The sequence below is a fragment of the Williamsia limnetica genome, assembly GCF_003217475.1.
In the GTDB taxonomy this organism is placed as follows: Bacteria; Actinomycetota; Actinomycetes; order Mycobacteriales; family Mycobacteriaceae; genus Williamsia; species Williamsia limnetica.
Window position 1 is genome coordinate 234402 of sequence record NZ_QJSP01000002.1, and the last position, 18825, is coordinate 253226.

At 65.6% G+C, this 18825-nt stretch carries 16 protein-coding genes; 8 read left to right on the forward strand and 8 right to left on the reverse strand.

The window, feature by feature from the left end:
- Nucleotides 1–3: 3 nt before the first annotated feature.
- From hemC to DFR67_RS03875, 7 genes are all read left to right on the forward strand, one after another.
- Nucleotides 4–939, forward strand: coding sequence for a hydroxymethylbilane synthase (gene hemC / locus DFR67_RS03845; protein ID WP_110468098.1), 936 nt, complete (start codon nt 4–6; stop codon nt 937–939).
- A 45-nt stretch (nt 940–984) separates the two neighbouring features.
- Nucleotides 985–2673, forward strand: a complete 1689-nt coding sequence (locus DFR67_RS03850) for a bifunctional uroporphyrinogen-III C-methyltransferase/uroporphyrinogen-III synthase (protein WP_110468318.1) — start codon at nt 985–987, stop codon at nt 2671–2673.
- Nucleotides 2674–2683: 10 nt separating this feature from the next.
- A complete protein-coding gene (gene hemB / locus DFR67_RS03855; protein ID WP_110468099.1) occupies nt 2684–3664 on the forward strand; it encodes a porphobilinogen synthase in 981 nt (326 codons plus the stop codon).
- 71 nt (nt 3665–3735) lie between these two features.
- Complete coding sequence (locus tag DFR67_RS03860) at nt 3736–4287, forward strand: hypothetical protein (RefSeq protein ID WP_110468100.1); 552 nt, start codon at nt 3736–3738, stop codon at nt 4285–4287.
- A gap of 54 nt (nt 4288–4341) precedes the next feature.
- On the forward strand, nt 4342–5151 hold the full coding sequence (locus DFR67_RS03865) for a hypothetical protein (protein ID WP_146240356.1): 810 nt from the start codon (nt 4342–4344) through the stop codon (nt 5149–5151).
- Nucleotides 5148–5543, forward strand: a complete 396-nt coding sequence (locus DFR67_RS03870; RefSeq protein ID WP_110468102.1) for a hypothetical protein — start codon at nt 5148–5150, stop codon at nt 5541–5543. The genes DFR67_RS03865 and DFR67_RS03870 overlap by 4 nt, the downstream gene beginning before the upstream one ends.
- Nucleotides 5540–6097, forward strand: a complete 558-nt coding sequence (locus tag DFR67_RS03875; RefSeq protein WP_110468103.1) for a hypothetical protein — start codon at nt 5540–5542, stop codon at nt 6095–6097. The genes DFR67_RS03870 and DFR67_RS03875 overlap by 4 nt, the downstream gene beginning before the upstream one ends.
- A 128-nt stretch (nt 6098–6225) precedes the next feature.
- On the opposite strand, the gene DFR67_RS03880 is transcribed toward DFR67_RS03875, so the two are convergent.
- The 3 genes from DFR67_RS03880 to DFR67_RS03890 form a co-directional block, all read right to left on the reverse strand.
- Nucleotides 6226–8208, reverse strand: coding sequence for an acyl-CoA dehydrogenase family protein (locus DFR67_RS03880; protein WP_110468319.1), 1983 nt, complete (start codon nt 8206–8208; stop codon nt 6226–6228).
- A 118-nt stretch (nt 8209–8326) separates the two neighbouring features.
- A complete protein-coding gene (locus DFR67_RS03885; RefSeq protein WP_281268304.1) occupies nt 8327–9310 on the reverse strand; it encodes an isopenicillin N synthase family dioxygenase in 984 nt (327 codons plus the stop codon).
- Nucleotides 9307–9771, reverse strand: coding sequence for a nucleoside deaminase (locus tag DFR67_RS03890; protein WP_110468105.1), 465 nt, complete (start codon nt 9769–9771; stop codon nt 9307–9309). The genes DFR67_RS03885 and DFR67_RS03890 overlap by 4 nt, the downstream gene beginning before the upstream one ends.
- A 128-nt stretch (nt 9772–9899) precedes the next feature.
- On the opposite strand from DFR67_RS03890, the gene DFR67_RS03895 reads away from it, so the two are divergent.
- Nucleotides 9900–11405 carry a helix-turn-helix domain-containing protein gene (locus DFR67_RS03895; protein WP_342766710.1) on the forward strand — a complete coding sequence of 502 codons (1506 nt, stop codon included), beginning with the start codon at nt 9900–9902 and terminating at the stop codon, nt 11403–11405.
- Nucleotides 11406–11415: 10 nt separating this feature from the next.
- On the opposite strand, the gene DFR67_RS03900 is transcribed toward DFR67_RS03895, so the two are convergent.
- From DFR67_RS03900 to gabT, 5 genes are all read right to left on the reverse strand, one after another.
- Nucleotides 11416–12831 carry a purine-cytosine permease family protein gene (locus tag DFR67_RS03900; RefSeq protein WP_110468107.1) on the reverse strand — a complete coding sequence of 472 codons (1416 nt, stop codon included), beginning with the start codon at nt 12829–12831 and terminating at the stop codon, nt 11416–11418.
- 139 nt (nt 12832–12970) lie between these two features.
- Nucleotides 12971–13984 carry an agmatine deiminase family protein gene (locus DFR67_RS03905; RefSeq protein ID WP_110468108.1) on the reverse strand — a complete coding sequence of 338 codons (1014 nt, stop codon included), beginning with the start codon at nt 13982–13984 and terminating at the stop codon, nt 12971–12973.
- Nucleotides 13981–15495: an NAD-dependent succinate-semialdehyde dehydrogenase gene (locus DFR67_RS03910; RefSeq protein WP_110468109.1), complete on the reverse strand. Its 1515-nt coding sequence runs from the start codon at nt 15493–15495 to the stop codon at nt 13981–13983. The genes DFR67_RS03905 and DFR67_RS03910 overlap by 4 nt, the downstream gene beginning before the upstream one ends.
- Nucleotides 15488–17473, reverse strand: coding sequence for a primary-amine oxidase (locus tag DFR67_RS03915; RefSeq protein WP_110468110.1), 1986 nt, complete (start codon nt 17471–17473; stop codon nt 15488–15490). Before DFR67_RS03915 ends, DFR67_RS03910 begins: the two co-directional genes overlap by 8 nt.
- Nucleotides 17474–17483: 10 nt before the next feature.
- Nucleotides 17484–18824 carry a 4-aminobutyrate--2-oxoglutarate transaminase gene (gabT, locus tag DFR67_RS03920; RefSeq protein ID WP_110468320.1) on the reverse strand — a complete coding sequence of 447 codons (1341 nt, stop codon included), beginning with the start codon at nt 18822–18824 and terminating at the stop codon, nt 17484–17486.
- Nucleotide 18825: the final 1 nt, after the last annotated feature.

Consider the following 18825-nt stretch of genomic DNA (forward strand, 5'->3'; position numbering starts at 1 on the left):
GAATTGAGCGAGTCCAGTCCGAATCCGATCCGGATCGGCACCCGTGGATCCTTGCTGGCGACCACCCAGGCCGGCACCATCCGAGACGGTCTGATCGCCGCTGGGCATCCCGCCGAACTGGTCATCATCAAGACCGCCGGTGACCTGTCTGCGGCGCCGGTCCAGCAGATCGGTGTGGGGGTCTTCACGACCGCGATCCGTCAGGCCCTGACCAACCACGAGGTCGACGTGGCGGTCCATTCGTACAAGGATCTGCCCACCGCCCCCGAGCCCGGGCTCGTGATCGCCGCCATCCCGGCCCGCGAGGATCCGCGTGACGCGCTGGTCGCCGCGGGCGGAAAAGTGCTCGGTGAGCTGCTGCCGGGCGCCACTGTCGGCACCTCCGCGCCGCGACGGGCGGCGCAGCTTAGAGCATTGGGTCTCGGTTTGGAAATCCGCCCCCTACGAGGCAACCTTGATTCTCGGTTGGGCAAAGTCGCCAGCGGAGAGCTCGACGCGGTGGTAGTAGCCCGGGCCGGACTCGTACGAATCGGACGGACCGATGAGGTCACCGAAGCGTTGGATCCGGTTCAGATGCTACCGGCGCCTGCACAGGGCGCCTTGGCCGTGGAGTGCCGCGCAGACGATGCCCAACTGGTGAGCATTCTCGCCGAGTTGGACGATCCGTCCACCCGTGCGGCGATTGACGCCGAACGTGCGGTGCTGACGGCCCTCGAGGCCGGATGTACGGCACCGATCGGTGCATTGGCCGAGGTGGTCGAGTCGATCGATGAGGACGGACGCATATTCACCGAGCTGTCGCTCCGCGCGACGGTCGTTGCCGAAGATGGTTCGGACGCGATCAAGGCCTCGGTGGTGGGTCCGACCGAACGAGCGACCGAACTCGGCCGAGAACTTGCCGCAGAACTGCTGGATCAAGGAGCGAAAGAGCTTCTCTAGAGCCAGCGGGCCGAGCTACAGCCCCACGGGGCAGGAGTGCTGAGCATGAGCCGTACGAAAAAGGCCGTAACCCCTGGTCGCATTCTCTTTGTCGGGGCAGGCCCCGGCGACCCGGGACTGTTGACCGTCCGCGCCCGCACCGCGATCGAGAACGCCGTCACGGTGTTCATCGATCCCGACGTGCCGTCCGCGGTCGTCGACCAGATCGGGGTCAAACCCGGGCGGCAGGCCGAGTCGAAGAACGGGTCCCCGCGCACTGCCAAACCGAGCAAACAAGACCCTAGCGCCGCGGCAGACGGCTCCGATCAGCAGGGTGGCGAACACGACACCACCCCCGCCGACGCCCCTGTCGTCGAAGAGCCGTTGAGCAATGTGCGTCCGGCACTGGGCGATCCGAACGAGGTGGCCAAGACGCTGGTCGCGACCGCCCGTGAGGGTGAGGACGTGGTCCGGCTCGTCGCAGGCGACCCGCTCACCACCGATTCGGTGCTCGCCGAGGTCAACGCCGTCGCCCGTACCCAGGTGCAGTTCGAGGTCATCCCGGGGCTGCCTGCCACGGCCGCTGTGCCGAGCTATGCGGGGATGCCGCTGGGTTCGGGGCACACCGAGGCAGATGTCCGCGGAGAGGTCGATTGGGCGGCTCTGGCCGCCGCGCCGGGACCGTTGGTCCTGCACGCGACGTCGGGCCACCTGGCCGAGACCGCCAGCGCGCTGACCGAGCACGGACTGGCCGCGCAGACGCCCGCTGCGATCACCGTCAACGGCACCACCTGCCAGCAGCGCACCATCGAGGCGACGCTGGCCACCCTCAACGAGAGCGGCAGCGCCCTGACCGGGCCGCTGATCGTCACCATCGGCAAGGTCGTCACCCAGCGCGGCAAGCTGAGCTGGTGGGAATCGCGCGCCCTGTACGGCTGGACCGTGCTGGTGCCGCGTACCAAGGATCAGGCCGGCGACATGTCGGACCGTTTGGTCACGCACGGCGCCATCCCGATGGAGGTCCCGACGATAGCGGTGGAACCGCCGCGCAGTCCGGCGCAGATGGAACGCGCCGTCAAGGGTCTGGTCGACGGTCGCTACCAGTGGGTGGTTTTCACCTCCACCAACGCCGTCCGCGCGGTCTGGGACAAGTTCGCCGAGTTCGGTTTGGATGCAAGGGCTTTCAGCGGCGTCAAGATCGCTTGTGTCGGTGAGGCCACCGCCGAGAAGGTGCGTGGTTTCGGTATCAATCCCGAACTGCTGCCCTCGGGCGAGCAGTCCTCGCTGGGATTGCTCGAGGACTTCCCACCGTACGACGACGTATTCGACCCGGTGAACCGGATCCTGTTGCCGCGCGCCGACATCGCCACCGAGACCCTGTCCGAGGGCCTGCGTGGCCGCGGCTGGGAGATCGACGACGTCACCGCGTACCGCACGGTCCGCGCGGCGCCGCCGCCCGCCGAGACGCGCGAGATGATCAAGACCGGCGGTTTCGACGCTGTCTGTTTCACCTCGAGTTCCACCGTCCGCAACCTGGTCGGCATCGCAGGCAAACCGCATGCGCGCACGATCGTCGCCTGCATCGGGCCGAAGACCGCGGAGACGGCCACCGAGTTCGGCCTTCGGGTCGACGTGCGGCCGGAGAACGCGTCGGTGCCGGAACTGGTCGACGCCCTCGCCGAGCATGCCGCTCGGCTGCGCGCAGAGGGCGCCCTGCCTCCTCCGCGTAAAAAGGCCCGGCGCTCGCGCTCGTAGGCTGGAGGGTATGACGAAACCCTTTGATCGGCCCAGGCGACTGCGCAGTACTCCGGCGATGCGTCGGCTGGTCGCCGAGACATCGTTGGAGCCGCGGCACCTGGTGTTGCCGATGTTCGTCGCAGACGGCATTGACGAGCCGAAGCCGATCAGCTCGATGCCCGGTGTCGTCCAGCACACGCGTGAATCGCTGCGACGTGCGGCGGGCGAAGCCGCGGCCGCGGGTGTCGGTGGCGTGATGCTCTTCGGGGTCCCGGCTGCTGCCGACAAGGACGCAGTCGGCACCGCGGGCACCGATCCCGATGGGATCCTCAACGCCGCTCTTCGTGATCTGCGCACCGACCTCGGCGACTCCACGGTGATCATGGCCGATACCTGCCTGGATGAGTTCACCGATCACGGACACTGCGGCGTCCTGCGCGATGACGGGGTCGTCGACAACGACGCCACTCTCGAGCGCTACGCCGAGATGGCTGTGGTGCAGGCCCGGTCCGGAGCACACGTGGTCGGGCCCAGCGGGATGATGGATGCCCAGGTGGGGGTGATCCGCGCGGCTCTGGACGGCGCCGGTTTCTCCGAGACCGCGATTCTTGCCTACACCGCCAAATACTCCTCGGCCTTCTACGGCCCGTTCCGTGAGGCCGTGGGCTCATCACTGCAGGGCGACCGGAAGACGTATCAGCAGGATCCGGCGAACCTGCGGGAGTCCATGCGCGAGCTGGCCCTGGATCTGGCCGAGGGCGCCGACATGGTGATGGTCAAGCCGGCGATGTCGTATCTGGACGTGCTTCGGAGGGTGGCGGACGAGGCCGACGTCCCGGTTGCGGCCTATCAGATCTCTGGGGAGTACGCGATGATCACCGCCGCCGCCGAGCGTGGCTGGATCGACCGCGACAAGGCGATCCTCGAGTCACTTCTGGGCATCCGACGCGCTGGAGCTGACATCGTGCTCACATATTGGGCGCACGAGGTCGCCACTGCGCTACATTGAACGTCACAGAGGATAAGTGATCGTTCATCGGTGGGGGCTGATGATGCGAATGGGGTTCTGGGGGAACTGCCGTGTCGGATGGATCAAATCGGGTCGAGCACGTCTTCTCGCGCTCGATCAGGCGACGGTGGAGCGCGCAGGGTCAGGTCTCGACGCGAGATGAGCTGTACGCGTTCGTGAAACAGCTACGCGCGGATGGTATTCCGGTCGAGGCGTCCGCAGCGGTGTTGGAGTTCGACGCAGGGGATTTTCGGCGCTGGCTCGCCGGGGATCAGCCGCTCCCGGTGTACGAGGCCGAGACTGCGGAGCGCGTGCAACGTTCCCGTCAGCAGATCAGAAACCACGAGACACGACTGCGCCGTGCCGATCGTCCGGCCGCAGTGCCCGTCGAGGACTGCGACAGTTTGATGCGAGCATTTGAGAGCACGGTCCGCCTTCGCGCGAAGGAGTTGGTGATCGATCCGCCTTTGCAAGCATCCGGTTGGTTCCCGCTGATGCGCCTGCTGGCAGGAGAAGGGGTTCCGGTGGAGGTCAGCGCGACGATCCTCGGCGTCGATGTCGTGGCGTACCGGGACTGGGTCAGCGACCACCGGATGCGGATCGACTCGTCAGGCGATCGATAGCCGGCGCCGGAGACGACCCGGGGTCCGGGGTGTAGGGGCACTAGGCTGGTGGTCATGTCCGTGACACCGCCGCCCTACGGCCCAGATCCCTATGGCGCGCCGCAGCCGGGCAATTTTCCGGCGTCGGCCCAGTCGCAGCAGATCGAGCGGCCGCCACTCGTCAGTTCCATGGCGATCGCCACCGAACTGTGGATCGTGGTGATCATCGCCCAGATTGTTGCTGTCTGCGGACAGTTCACCGTCGCCACCGATCAGATCGATCAGGTGCGCGATGACATGGCGCGCCAGGGCCAGCCGGTGTCCTACGGCTTGGTGGTCACCATGGTGATCGTGATCTCGATCGTGATGATCGGCGGTATCTGCGGAACTCTGACCTGGTTCGCGCGCTCGGGTCGGAACTGGGCCAGACTCGGGCTCGGCTTTCTGAGCTTCTACCTGGTGGTGCAGACGGTGTACGCATTCTTCGTCGCGGGCGCAGACCACTGGTCGATGATCCCGACGGTGATCGGTGGTGTCGCAGCGCTGGGGGCGGGAGTATTGCTCCTGCACCGCGACTCCGATCAATACTGCAAGGACATGGCAGCATGGCGAGCCGAGAAGAAGCGGCCGACCACGATCTACCCGTCCGGCGGATATCCTCCGCCCGGCCAGTACCCGGGGCAATACCAGGGCCAGTACCCGAGCGGCGGTCAGAACCAGCAGTATCCCCAGCAGCCGTACTACGGCCAGCAGCCCGGGTATCAGCCCCAGCAATATGAGCCAGGGCAATACCAGCCGCCGACGTCCCAGAACCCCCAGAGCTCCCCGAACCCCCAGAACTCCCCGAACCCCCAGAACGAGTCCGACACAGGAGAACGCAAGTGAGCACCACGCCCGTCGATCCGGCGGTCCCCCCGAAACTCGTCACCAGGGCGTACTGGCTGTGGATGGCCGCAGGTGTTCTGCTGGCTGTTTACGGCCTGGCCATCATCATCGTGAGTCTGGTGGCGAGCGGCGCGGGATTCGTCGTGTTCGGCGTCTTCTTCGCCGCCATCGGCGCCGGTCTGATCGTGCTGGCCCGCAAAGCCTTCCCAGGTGATCCCCGCTGGCGGTCGGCGTTGGCTGTTTTCACCCTGATGCTGGTCGCGCTCGGAGTGCTGGCGTCGCTTCTGGTGGCGCAGGTCGCCGCAGCGCCGCTGCTGTTCAGCCTGTTCGCCCTGGTCGGATCGATGATGGCCTACCGGCCCTCGGCAGAGCCCTGGTTCGCCGAAAAATGAGCGGGGAGGACCTCGGTGACGATGACTTCGCCGCCGACGACGAAGGCGTGGACGAGGGGGAGGTCCTCTGCGCCGAGTCGGGCGGCGCGTGGTGGGTGGTCGCCATCGGCCCGGTGCTGTGTCTGATCGTGCTGATCACCGAGATCATCGGTGGAGGCAGGCTGCATTGGCCTGCGCTGCTGGTGTTCGCCCTCGTCATCGGTGGGTTCTCGCTGGTGCAGGTCTATGCGGCGAGGACACACGTGAGCATGATGCTGACCGAGCGGTCGCTGCGCCAGGGTGCGCAGACGATCCTGCTCGACGAGATCGCTGAGATCTACCCGGAGAACAACAGTCCGGAACCCCAGAAATGGGAGAGCGCACCGGCTCTCGGTGAACTATCGGCGGTTCCCCGCCGTCGCAAGGGCGTCGGGATCAAGATGACCAGCGGAAAGCTGGCTCAGGCCTGGGCGAGAGACGTCGACCATTTCCGCTCCGAGCTCACACAGGCCCATCAGGCGATAGAGCTAGGCCTCGGCCCCAGAAAACGCGCCCCGCACCCCGACGAAGACTAGGTCGGGAGGCGAGGCCGCGCGTGTTCTGGACGAACGAGGAGCGAGCGCCAGCGATGCGAGGAGAGAGGAAGAACTCGCGCCCGATGGCCGCGCCGACAAAGCGAGCGGAGCGAGCCATTCAACACAGATCAACCCTGGTCAGGGATCATGACCGTCTTCAGTAGCTCTTCCGGGACAGCAAAGGCGTCGACGAGGGTGCGGGCGTGTGGTCGCAGGGCGAGGCACAGTTCGTTGACGCCACGGCGAATGGCCTTGGCGCGTTCCACCGAGACGTGCCGGTGCATCAGGAACCAGTCGAGGTCGTCGTCTAGGGCCGAGTACACGAACAGGTCGCACACCTTGCCGAGGAGTTCGGTGCCCGCTTTGCTGTCGCAGCGATCGATCGCATCGACGAACGCCTCGAGGACCACTCGTTCGGTGTGAGCTGAGCCGACTTTGAGCAGGTGGTCCTGGGCGCCGTTGAACACCTCGAAGGGGTCGTTGTCGTCGTCGGTCGCGCGCCGGAGGCGGTTCGCGCAGGTGCGGATGAGGTGGTCTTCGCGGTTGCGGAAGAGCCGGATCTGCGTGCCACGGTTGGTGAGATCGGATTGCTCGGGATCTTCGTCGGAACCGTCGATCAGTGTCTGCACCACCTGGCGGGCCGCGGACTTCTCGAGGATGACGTCGCGTGCCATCCCGGCGATGAACCGTGCCCACCCGACGGTGTTGAGACCGCGCACATCCTGGGCGTACGCCGACAGCAGTTCCTTTGCCACCAACTGGGTGAGGACGGTGTTGTCGCCTTCGAAGGTGGTGAACACGTCGATGTCGCCGCGCATGATCGAGAGCTGGTTCTCGTCGAGATAGCCTGCGCCGCCGCATGCCTCGCGACACACGTTGATCGTGTGGGACGCGTGCCAGGTGGTCATCGCTTTCAATCCGGCTGCGGCGCCTTCTAGTTGGCGTTGGCGATCTTCGTCGAGATCTTCCGCGGACTGGAGTTCGTGTAGCTCTTCGATGATCTCGTTCTGTGCGAACGTCAGCGCGTAGGACTTCGCGATCAGGGGCAGCAGCTTGCGCTGGTGGGCCAAGTAGTCCATGACGGTGATCTCGTCGGTGGAGTCGGGGGACTCGAACTGCTTGCGCGCCAACCCGTACCGTGTGGCGATGGTCAAGGCTTTGCGACCTGCGGCACCCGCCGTCGCGGCCACGCTGACGCGGCCACGGATGAGGGTGCCGAGCATGGTGAAGAACCGCCGGTTCTCGTTTTCGATCGGCGAGCTGTACGTGCCGTCTTCTGCGACATCGGCATAGCGATTGAGCAGATTGTCGCGCGGGATCCGCACGTGGTCGAACTCGATGCGTCCGTTGTCGACTCCGGCCAGACCGCCTTTGTAGCCGTCGTCACTCGTGGTGACACCGGGAAGGTCGTTGCCCTCGTCATCGCGGAGCGGCACCACGAAGCAATGGACGCCGCGGCTCGTCGGTTCCTCGCCCGGGCCGCCGGTGACCAGCTGAGCAAACACCGCAGCGACCTTGGCGTGCTGCGCGGCCCCACCGATGTAGTCCTTGCGGGCGAGATGGGTCTCAGAGTGGATGATGAACTCATCGGTCGCCGGATCGTAGGTGCCTGTGGTTTGCAACGCTTGCACGTTCGAGCCGTGCCCGGTCTCGGTCATGGCGAAACAGCCGAGAAGGTCGAGGTCGATGAGGCCCGGAACCAGCGTCTCGTGGTGACGAGCGGTGCCGAGATTCTCGACGGCGCCGCCGAACAGCCCCCATTGGACTCCGGCTTTGACCATCAGGGACAGGTCTGCGTAGCCCAGGAGTTCGATGGCACTGATCGATGCGCCGATGTCGCCGGTGCCGCCGTGCTTTTCCAGGAAACCGGACCTCGGGAACCCGTGCGAAGTCAGCTCTTTCATGATCTCCAGCATGCGAGCGCGCGCTTCGTCCAGAGTTCGCGACGGATCGGGAAGGAACTGCGCGTGATTCAACTGCTCGCGCACCGTCTCGCGGGTGGTACGCCAGCGGCCGTCGAGCGCAACCCTGAGGTTGTCGACCAGCAGCTCGACGTCGTCAGATGTCTCGGTGGCCGGTAGGTCGGCGGAACTGGCTTCAATGGCAGTCATGAAACCGAGAATACCCAGCGCTTCGGCCCGCAATCGGTGATACGTGTAGATACGCGTCACACTCAATAGGCGGGGTTATGGCGCGGCGGAGTTCATCTCACCGCCGGTTGACCCCCGGCTACGTCCCGGCCGGCGCGCCGATGGTGATCGCGTCCAGTCGTTCGCCGATGAAGTCTCCGGCGATCACAGGCGGTCGACCGGCTTCCACGCCGATCGGGGGTTGTAGCGGGGTGACCACGGCGTCCTGATTGAGTTCGTAGAAGAAGATCAGCGAGACGAGGTCTTCTTCCGGTGCCTCGGTCGGCGGTGGCAGGACGCGATGCCGTCCTGCACGCCAACGGCCTGCAGTCCAGTACTCGAGCAGGTCGCCGATGTTGATGGTCAACGCGGCGGGGTCGTACGGCGCATCTGCCCAACCACCCTCGTCGCTGTAGACCTGCAGTCCACCGGCACCCGGTTCACGGTCGAGCACCGTCACCGTGCCGAAATCGGTGTGCGGCCCGATTCGGAACTGTCCGTCTTCCACCGGACCGGTCTGCGTCAACGCCGGGTAGTGATTGATGTTCGACGTCCACGTCGCGTTGTCGGCAAGACCGAGAAAGGGATTGGCCGCATCGGTCAGTCCGAGTGACGCGGACATCAGTGCCAGCAGGTCGTCGGACAGCGCCTTCATCTGACGGCAGTATTCGATGAACAGGTCGCGGAGCCGCGGCACCTCCGTGGGCCACACGTCGGGCGGAAACCACAGGGCGTCGATGGCGGGGTCGCCCACCGGGGTCTGGGCGCCGCAGTTGTACGTCTCTTTGAGGTCGGGCGGGGTCTCGGTCCCCTCGGCGTAGCCGTTGGCCTCCATGCCGGGGCCGATCCAGCCGCGGCCCCCGACGGCCACCGCGTACTTGGTCTTCACTTCGGTTGGCAGTGCGAAGAATTCGCGTGCTGCGGCGCGAAGGGCGCCAGGTAGCTCAGGGTCGATGCCGTGACCGGTCACCAGGAGAAAGCCTGCCTTCTGCAGGCTCTCGTCGACGGCGGCGCACATGGCCGCGGCAGCCTCGCCGCCGGCGCGCCACTGTGAGATATCGACCGTCAGAACCGGACTGCTCACTCTGCGACTCCGATGTCTTCGTTCCACAGCAGGGGATTGAGGTCGATGAACGAGGCCATCATCGCGATGCAACGCGGGTCGTCGAGCACGGTGACCGCGACCCCCAGCTCGGTGAGCCAGTCCTCGCCGCCCTGAAACGTGGTGTTCTCGCCGATGATCACCGAGCCGATGTTGAACTGGCGGATCAGTCCGCTGCAGTACCAGCAGGGTGCCAACGTCGTGACCATGATCGTCGACCGATAGTCGGTCTGCCGTCCGGCGTTACGAAAAGCGTCTGTCTCGCCGTGGATCGAAGGGTCGTCGTTCTGGACACGAAGGTTGTGGCCGCGGCCGAGGAGAGTCCCGTCCGAGGCGAACAGCGCCGCCCCGATGGGGATACCGCCCTCGGTCAGGCTCTGTTGGGCCTCGGCGTAGGCGGTCTCGAGCAGCATGGTCGGTGAAACATCGGTGGATACCGTCATGTCCTCAACCGTGCCCGTCTCGCGGGATGTCGGCAACTGACATAGTGTCGCGGTGCAACCGTAAACCGGCGTGCAATCCGTCGGGCATTCGTAGAAGGGCCGTCGCAGTGGTGTTGACCTTGCGTGAAGTGTTGGATCAGCATCTGCGGGCAGCCGATCCTCAGGTGCTCAGCGGCCACGATGCCCTCGACAACGAGGTCCGCTGGGTACATTCCAGCGAGATCTTCGAAATCGGTCCGCTGTTGTCCGGCGGGGAGTTGCTGCTGACGACCGGCCTCGGACTCGCCGGCGTGGATTCTGGAACCCGAAGGCACTACATCCGCGAACTCGCGCAGAGAGGTGTCGCGGGAGTGGCCGTGGAGCTGGGCCGCACCTTCGACCAGGCGCCCGGTGAGATGGTGAGGGAGGCGTCGTCGGCGCGATTCCCGTTCATCATCCTGCGCACGGTGGTCCCGTTCATCGATCTGTGCCGGGCGGCGAACACCGACCTGGTATCGCGGGAGGTTGCCGCGCTGCGTAGGCGCAGCGAACTCGATTCGGTGTTGCATGCCGAGATGGCCGCGGGTGCGGGAGCGCCCGCGATGCTCAAACGTATTGCGGCAGCTGTCGGTTGCCCACTGGTGCTGCTGGGCAAGGGCAATGCCCTGATGGCGGCCGAGGGCCTCGACGACGATCACTCGGCGTGGCAGGCGGTGGACGCACAGGCGGCGTCGGTACCGGTCGGGATGCGTGGTGAGGTGATTGCGACACTGGTCGCCGGCCCGGGATCGCCGCTGGCCGCAGAGGATGTGTTGACGCTTCTCGGAGTCGGGGCGGGCCCGCTGGGTGTCACGCTCTCGTTGACCCGTGAACTCGCCGGACTGCCGCATCGTGCGGCGTCATCGCTGGTGTCGGATCTGTTGGAGCGCCGCATCGATCGCCGATCGGACTTGGTGATGCGCTGTGGCGCGGCCGGTTTCCGGCCGGCCCGCAGCTCTCGGATCGTACCGGTTGCTGTCGACGTTCCCACGCCGCGGATGGCTTCACGACTCACGGCTTCTGTGGTCAAGAACCTTGCGGCGCAGTCGATGCACGCCCAGGTGCATGCGACGTCGTACGCGTTGATCGCGACAGGACGCCCCGATCGCGACGACGTCGCGTTGATCGTCGATGCATACCGGGAGTTCGCCGATGAGGCGACCGTAGTCGTCGGCGATCCCGTCTCGATCGATGCGGAGCAGCTGTCGACGTCGCTGCTGCGGGTACGCCGCGCGTTGTCGCTGGCGGTGGCCGATAGACAGATCGAGGCCGGAGGAGGCGACGCTGTGACATCGACGAGGGCATTGTCTGCAGATCTCGCGGTGCAGACTCTCGACACCGCGGTCCTCGGCGACCTCGTGGCTTCCATCGCCCCGGTCATCGCCTGGGACACCGAGCACGGTTCGGAGCTGACCCGCACTCTGGAGGTGCATCTGCGGCACGGGTGTAGCGCCACCCGATCTGCTGCGGCCCTCAACCTCGGCCGGCAGAGCCTGTATCAGCGTCTGGAGCGGATCCGCGGGCTGATCGGATTCGACTTCACCGGTGCACAGACATACCCGGGATTGCTGCTGGCCCTGCGCGCACATCGCGCACAGGGCCGCAGTACTCAGTAGATGATGACGGTCAGATGTGGGCGTAGTCCCGATTGACCTTGTTGCGGCACAACAGGACGTAACCGCCGAACGCGATGAGGAAGCCGATGAAGAAGGCGATGTCGCCGAGTTCAGGGACCGCTTCGGCCACCCATCCGACGTAGCGTTCCTGATTGGCGAACAGAGCCACCGACACGACGAGCGCGACGACGAACGAGACCAGGCCACCCCAGTTGGTGTACTTGGTGTCGTAGAGGAGTCCGGCGACCGGCCGTCCCCGGCGGAGAAGTTGGTCGGCGAGCACGATGCCGAGCCACGGCCCGATCCAGTAGGCGACGATCAGCAGGAACGTCTCGTAGTTGGCGGCCGCGTCGGCCAGTGCCCACCAGGCCACCAAGAACCCGACGACGCCGAACACCGCGGTCACCACCGCGCGCTGGATGCCGACGGACATCGTGAAGCCCATGGTGACGAAAGCCATTGCGCCGGAGTAGAGGTTGATGGCGTTGGCGGCAACTGCGCCGATGGCGATCGCGAGCAGCGTCAGATTGGCGACCCACGACGGCAGCGATCCGGTGAATGCGTCGGTAGGACTGAGGTCTGCGTCGGCGCCGATGGTGACCGATGCGGCGCCGATCGTCATCAATGCGGTGGTCGACACGAACAGGCCGGACGAGGCGAAGAAACCGGTCTGGAACTTCGAGACGTTCACGGGCAGATAGCGGGTGTAGTCGGCGGCGTAGGGGGTCCAGGCCGCGGTGTAGCCGAATGCCGCACCGAGGGTGAGCAGGAAGCCGCCGAGCCCGGCACCGCCGTCGGCAGCGGGCATCCCCAGATCGGCATCACGGAAGATGAAGATACCGGCCAGCACGAATACCACGGCCAGAACCGGAGCGGCGAGCCGTTCGAACCCTTGCACCAGGTTGTGCCCGCAGAAGGCGAAACCGGTTTGGGCGAGCACGATGATGATCAGCGCGAGTACCGACGGCAGCCCGAACAGGGTGTTCAGGGCCAGTGCGCCGCTGACACTATTGGTTGCGAACCACCCGACGCCGCACATCACGGTCATGAAGGCGGCGGGAAGGATGTTGCCGCGGTAGCCGAATCCGAGGCGGCCCAGCACCATCTGCGGCACACCGTGCAGTGGTCCACGGGCGGACAACACGAAATGCGCGAGCGCCCCGAGCAGGTTGCCGATTGCCATGGCGGCGATGGCCTGCCAGAAGCTCAGCCCGAAGTACAGCACCGCGATGATCCCGAGAAAGATCGTCGCGAACTCGAGATTGGGTGCGGTCCAGGTCCAGAAGAGTCCGCGCGGTTTGCCGTGTCTGGCTTCGGGTGGGATGAACTCGTTCCCACCCGGCTCCACTGCGAGGACCTTGTCGCCGTAATTGCCCAGGGCGGCCTCCGGGGCGTCAGGAGTCGTTCGTGGAGTCGTCGATGTCATGGCGCAACAGTCCCTTGCCGGAGGTGTCGGCGGCAACTGACAGATCGTCCGTTCGCAGCATCCCGTGGCCATCCGTTCTGTCCGAAAATGGTGGGTTCTGGCGACGACGACCTGGTCGTTTGATGGCCAGAACCCACCATCATCGGGATGCGGGTTGCTGTTGGGTGATGCAGTGGACGCCGCCGCCGCGTTCGAACAGTGGGCGGGCGTCCACGGCGGTGACGGTGCGGCCGGGGTAGACCTCCGAGAGGATCGCCGCGGCCCGCGCATCGTTGGGATCGTCGAAGCTGCAGGCGATGACTCCGTCGTTGACCACGAGGTGGTTGATGTAGCTGTAGTCGACCGGGCCCTCATCGTCGGTCAGCACGGTCGGTGCCGGGACGCCGATGATCTCCCAGCCCGGTTCGGCCTCGGCGATGAGTGCCTTGATGCGGGCGCTGACCTCGAAGTCGGGGTGATCCGGGTTCTGCTGATCGTGGACCAACACGACTCCGGGCGATGGCATCGCCGCGACGATGTCGACGTGTCCGCGTGTACCGAACTTCTCGTTGTCTCGGGTGAGTCCGTGCGGCAACCAGATTGCGCGGTCGGCGCCGATGGTGCGGGACAGTTCGGCTTCGACCTCGGTCTTGGACCAGAGCGAGTTGCGCCCTTCGCCGAGCTGGACCGACTCGGTGACGAGCACGGTGCCGTCGCCGTCGACCTGGATGCCGCCGCCCTCGTTGATCATCGGCGAAGCGATCAACTCCGCCCCGGACAGTTCGGCGATCAGTTTCCCGACGTGCTGGTCTTTGTCCCACTGCGCCCACGACGCGGCACCCCAGCCGTTGAAGATCCAGTCGACCGCGCCGAGTCGGCCGTCGTCGCCGAGCACGAACGTCGGTCCGATGTCGCGGGCCCACGCGTCGTTCAGCGGGGCCTCGACAATGTCGATGTCGGCTGAAAGGTACTGGCGGGCGACCGAGATCTCACCGGGATCGACGATCATGGTGACCGGTTCGAAGTCGAGAACCGCATGTGCGACAGCAGCCCACGTGCGTCGTGCCTCGTCGCGCGCCGAGTCGGTGTCGCCGAGCGAATAGCCCTTCACCGGGTAGGCCATCCAGACCTTGTCCTGCGGTGCACCCTCGGCGGGCATCGTCCACTGCGTCATGTGAGGGCGATGTACTTGGTGGTCAGGTATTCGTAGATGCCTTCGGATCCGCCTTCGCGGCCGATACCCGATTGTTTGACGCCACCGAATGGCGCAGCGACATCGGAGATCACCCCACGGTTGACTCCGACCATCCCTGATTCGATCTTGTCGGCCACCCGGAGTGCCCGGTCGAGATCTTGGGTGTAGAGGTAGGCGGCCAAGCCGTATTCGGTCGCATTGGCGGCTGCGATGGCTTCGTCCTCGGCAGTGAAGGTACTGATCACGGCGACCGGACCGAAGATCTCGTTACACACGATCTCGGCGTCAGCGGGCACCTGATCGAGCACGGTGGCCGGGTAGAAGCATCCTGCATCGTCGGCCGGAAGACGCAGCGAAGCGGAGCTCGACACATTTTCAGGGTCGGCGCCGAGCCGGACCCGCGCGCCGTCGGCGACCGCCTTCGACACCGCCTCCGCGATCGACGTCTGCTGTTTGACGCTGACCATGGGCCCGAGCGTGGTGTCGGAGTCGTACCCGCGGCCGAGCACCATGGCCTTCATCTTCGCGGTGAGCGCTGCGGTGAACTCCTCTGCGATACCTTCCTGCACCAGAAAGCGATTCGCTGCAGTGCACGCTTCTCCGCCGTTGCGGGTCTTGGCGGCGAACGCGCCCTCGACGGCCTTGTCGACGTCCGCGTCGTCGAAGACGAGGAACGGGGCGTTGCCGCCGAGTTCCATCGACGTGCGCTGGACGTTCTCCGCGGCTTGACCGATCAGTGTGCGGCCGACCGGTGTCGATCCGGTGAAGCTGATCTTGCGGACCCGCGGGTCGGCGATGAGCGGGGTGCTGACCTCAGCGGATTTGCTGGTCGGGAGCACCGAGAGCACGCCTGCCGGCAAACCGGCCTCACCGAACAGTTTCGCGAGGTACAGCATCGTCAGCGGTGTCTCGTGCGCGGGCTTGACGATCATGGTGCAGCCTGCTGCCAACGCGGGCCCGATCTTGCGGGTTCCCATGGCCAGCGGGAAGTTCCAGGGTGTGATGGCGAACGCGACTCCGACCGGTGCATGCGTGACCATGATGCGCCCGGTACCCCCGGGGGACTTGGTGAATCGGCCCGCGACGCGTACCGCCTCCTCGGCGAACCAACGCAAGAACTCTCCGCCGTAGTTGATCTCGGCCACCGAGTCGGGCAGGGCCTTACCCATCTCGAGGGTCATGATCATCGCCATGTCGTCGGCGTACTCGCGGATCAATTCGTAGGTGTTGCGCAAAATCTCCGATCGGGCCCGAGGCGCGGTGTCTGCCCATTCCTCGGAGACGGCCACCGCGCTGTCTAGGGCGGTGGCGGCATCATCGGGCGTGGCGTCGGCGATCTGCAACAGCGAGGTGCCCGTTGCCGGATCATCCACGGAGAAGGTCTCTTTGGTCGACGCCGCCACGGAGTCCCCGTTGATCCACAGGCCCGCCGGCACCGTCGCCAGCAGGTCGCGATACTGCGCGATCGGGTCGGTGGAGCTGTCAGTCATGGCAGTGTCCTTTCGGATCGGAATCGTCGTGCCCGGTTGAACCGGAATCGTCGTGATGGCAATGCGAACTCGGGCTCGGTGCGACGTCGAGGGAAGGGTTGCGGTCGAAGAAGCCGAAGGGCTTGAGCCAGAACGACACGGTGTCGGCCGGCATGATCGGCCAATCCTCCGGTCGGGTGATGTGATGGACGCCGAACGTGTACCAGACCACGACGTCGGTGTTGTCGATGCTGCGATTGGCCTTGGTCCATTCGCCGAGGCCGGTGTCGACCGACGACTGGTTGACGAACTCGCCTGCGGGCCAACGTTCGTCGGGGCTGTTCGGGGTCACCCAGACGGTATGCCCGATCACTTGCGCGCGCTGGAAGATCGGGGAGGCGGGGTCGAACATCGATGGGATTGCATCACCGGGTACCAGCTTGTATGACGGATTGGTCCCCAGGCCGTTGGTTGTGTTGGTGTTGACCACCTTCCACGCCCGCTGGGTGGCCCAGTTCATGTCCTGCTTGCCCTCTTCTTCGGTGCGCAGGGGAGTGTTGCGCTGCACCAGGGAGAGCCCGTAGGGGTTGTTCGGGCCCATGGGCTCGATTTCGGTCTCGCTGGCGTATACGGTGTTCTGCGTACCGTCGACGTCGAGATCGAGGCGGGCGACCAGAAAGTGCTGGTGGTAGGGGGCATACGTGCGTTCGTCGACCAGTGTTCCGTGGGGATGGGTGCCGCCCGGGGCGAACGGGGTGGTCACCATGATCCCGGTCGCTCGGACCTCGCACTCGATGTTGCCGTCCTGGTAGAAGCGCCAGTAGACCAGGTACTCGTAGTTGGCGACGGTAACGTGGAAGGAGACGGTGAGGCGCCGCATCCGGCGTACCTCGGCGCCGGCGTCATGATCGACGTGCTTCCACAGGACAGCGTTGTCCTCTTCGTGGATACAGATCGCGTTCGTGATGGTGTATGGCTCGCCCTTGCTGTTGTGGAGCACCGCATCGAGGTAGCGGATCTCGCCGAGGCAGTCGCAGCCGAGTTCGAGTGAGGTGGTCATGAAGCCCAGGCCCCACTCGCCGATGTCGAATGCGGTTCTGCGGTAGTGGTCTTCACAATGGTCGCGATAGGGGACCATCATCTCGGCGAACGACAGTTTGTGCGCGACCGAACGTTCACGACCGTTGTCGTTGTAGCTGATGGTGTGCAGGGTCATGCCCTCGCGGTGATTGAAACCGACCCGCAGCGACCAGTTCTGCCAGGTCAGCTTGTTGCCTTCGAGGGTGAACGACGGTCCTTCGGGCTGGGTGATCTCCAACGGTTTCAGCGGCTCTCGGCGCGAGGCGTTGCGGATCCGTTCCGGGATCCGGGCAGGCACGTATTCGCCCATCACCTCAGGGGGTTCGACGCCGCCGGTGTCCTCGATCTCGAGCAGTTCCATCGTGTTGAGGTCGATGACGCAGTGCAAACCGCTGACGGGATGCGCGTACGGGTTTCCCCCCGCCTCGCCTTTGACCCACGTGTCGGACCAGCCGATACGGCGGTCGCGGTACTTCTCAGGGGCCACCGCGTCGCCGTAGGTCCAGGTGTCCATGAACACGAGCTCGAGGTCGGTGATCCTTCGCTTGGCCAGGGCTGCAATCACATCCGGGTGCTTGCGGAGTACCTCATCGCACTCCTCGAACTCGTCGACCGTGAAGTTGGCCTGTACGCCAGGGATATGATCGAAGGACTCGACGGTGTCCTCGGACAGCGACACCACCGCCTTGTAGGTCGCGTTGCGGCTCGAGTCGAGACAGGTGACGACGCCGCGCCGAGGTGGTTGGGCGCCTCCCGCGCCATAGTCGGCCAGCTCGGCCTTGCTCGGCTCGAGCAGCTCGATGGAGTTGAACCGCCACCCTTCGCCGACCCCGTGGTCCCGCAGCATCAGTGCTGCGGTGGCCCGGAACTCGTCGGCTGAAAAGGGATCCAGGGGATGGAAGGTCGATGCAGTGGTCACGCGTGGGCTCCTACCGGCCGGTGAGATCGTTCAGGGCTTTCTCGAGTACGTCGAGGCCGTCGGTCAACAAGGCGTCGTCGATCACCAACGGCGGCAGCAGTCGGATCACGTTGCCGTACGTGCCACACGAGAGCAGCACCAGACCCTGTGCCAGGCATGCGGCGACCAGCGCCTTGGTGAGCTCCGGATTCGGTTCTGTCCCGCCCGGTTTGACCAATTCGATGGCCAGCATCGCGCCGCGACCGCGGACGTCGCCGATCTCTTCCGTCACCGCCGCCATCGCGCGAAGCCTGCCACCGGCGAGTTCCTCGATGTGGCGGGCGCGGGCGGGCAGGTCCAGGTCTTTCATCACATCCATGGCGGCGAGCGCGGCTGCGCAGGCCACCGGATTGCCGCCGTAGGTTCCGCCGAGACCGCCGGAATGGACCGCGTCGAGCAGGTCCGCGCGACCGGTGAGCGCCGACAGGGGCATGCCGCCTGCGATGCCCTTGGCCATGGTCACCAGGTCGGGCACCACACCCTCGTGGTCGCTGGCGAACCAGGCGCCGGTGCGGGCGAAGCCGCTCTGCACCTCGTCGGCGATGAACACGATGCCGTTGGCTCGCGCCCAATCGGCAAGTGCTGTGAGGAATCCCGGGGCGGGAACGATGAAGCCGCCCTCACCCTGGATCGGTTCGATGATGATCGCGGCCAGCTGATCGCCGCCGACCTGCTTGTCCATCATCGAGATCGCCCGCTTGGCCGCCTCGGCGCCGTCGAGACCGTCGCGGTAGGGGTACGACATCGGGATCCGGTAGACCTCGGGCGCGAACGGGCCGAAACCATACTTGTACGGCATCGTTTTCGCGGTCAGCGCCATCGTCAGGTTGGTGCGACCGTGGTACGCATGGTCGAACGCCACCACCGCGTCCCGGCCGGTGGCCAAGCGTGCCACCTTGATCGCGTTCTCCACGGCCTCGGCACCCGAGTTGAACAGCACCGTGCGCTTCTGATGATCGCCCGGCGTCAGGTGGTTGAGCCGTTCCGCCACCGCGACGTAACCCTCGTACGGGGTCACCATGAAGCACGTGTGGGTGAAGTGGCTCGCCTGCTCGGCGACAGCGGCGGCAACCGCTGCGTTGCCTGCACCGACGGTCGTCACCGCGATGCCTGATCCGAAATCGATCAGCGAGTTGCCGTCGACGTCGACGATGACTCCGCCGTCGGCGTCGGCGGCGTACACCGGGACACTGGACCCGACACCACCGGCGACGGCCATCGCTCGACGGCCCTGCAGCTCTGAGGATTTCGGACCGGGAAGAGCGGTGACCAGGTTCCGTTTCTGGGGCAGCCGGTATTGAGGCTGTGTCACG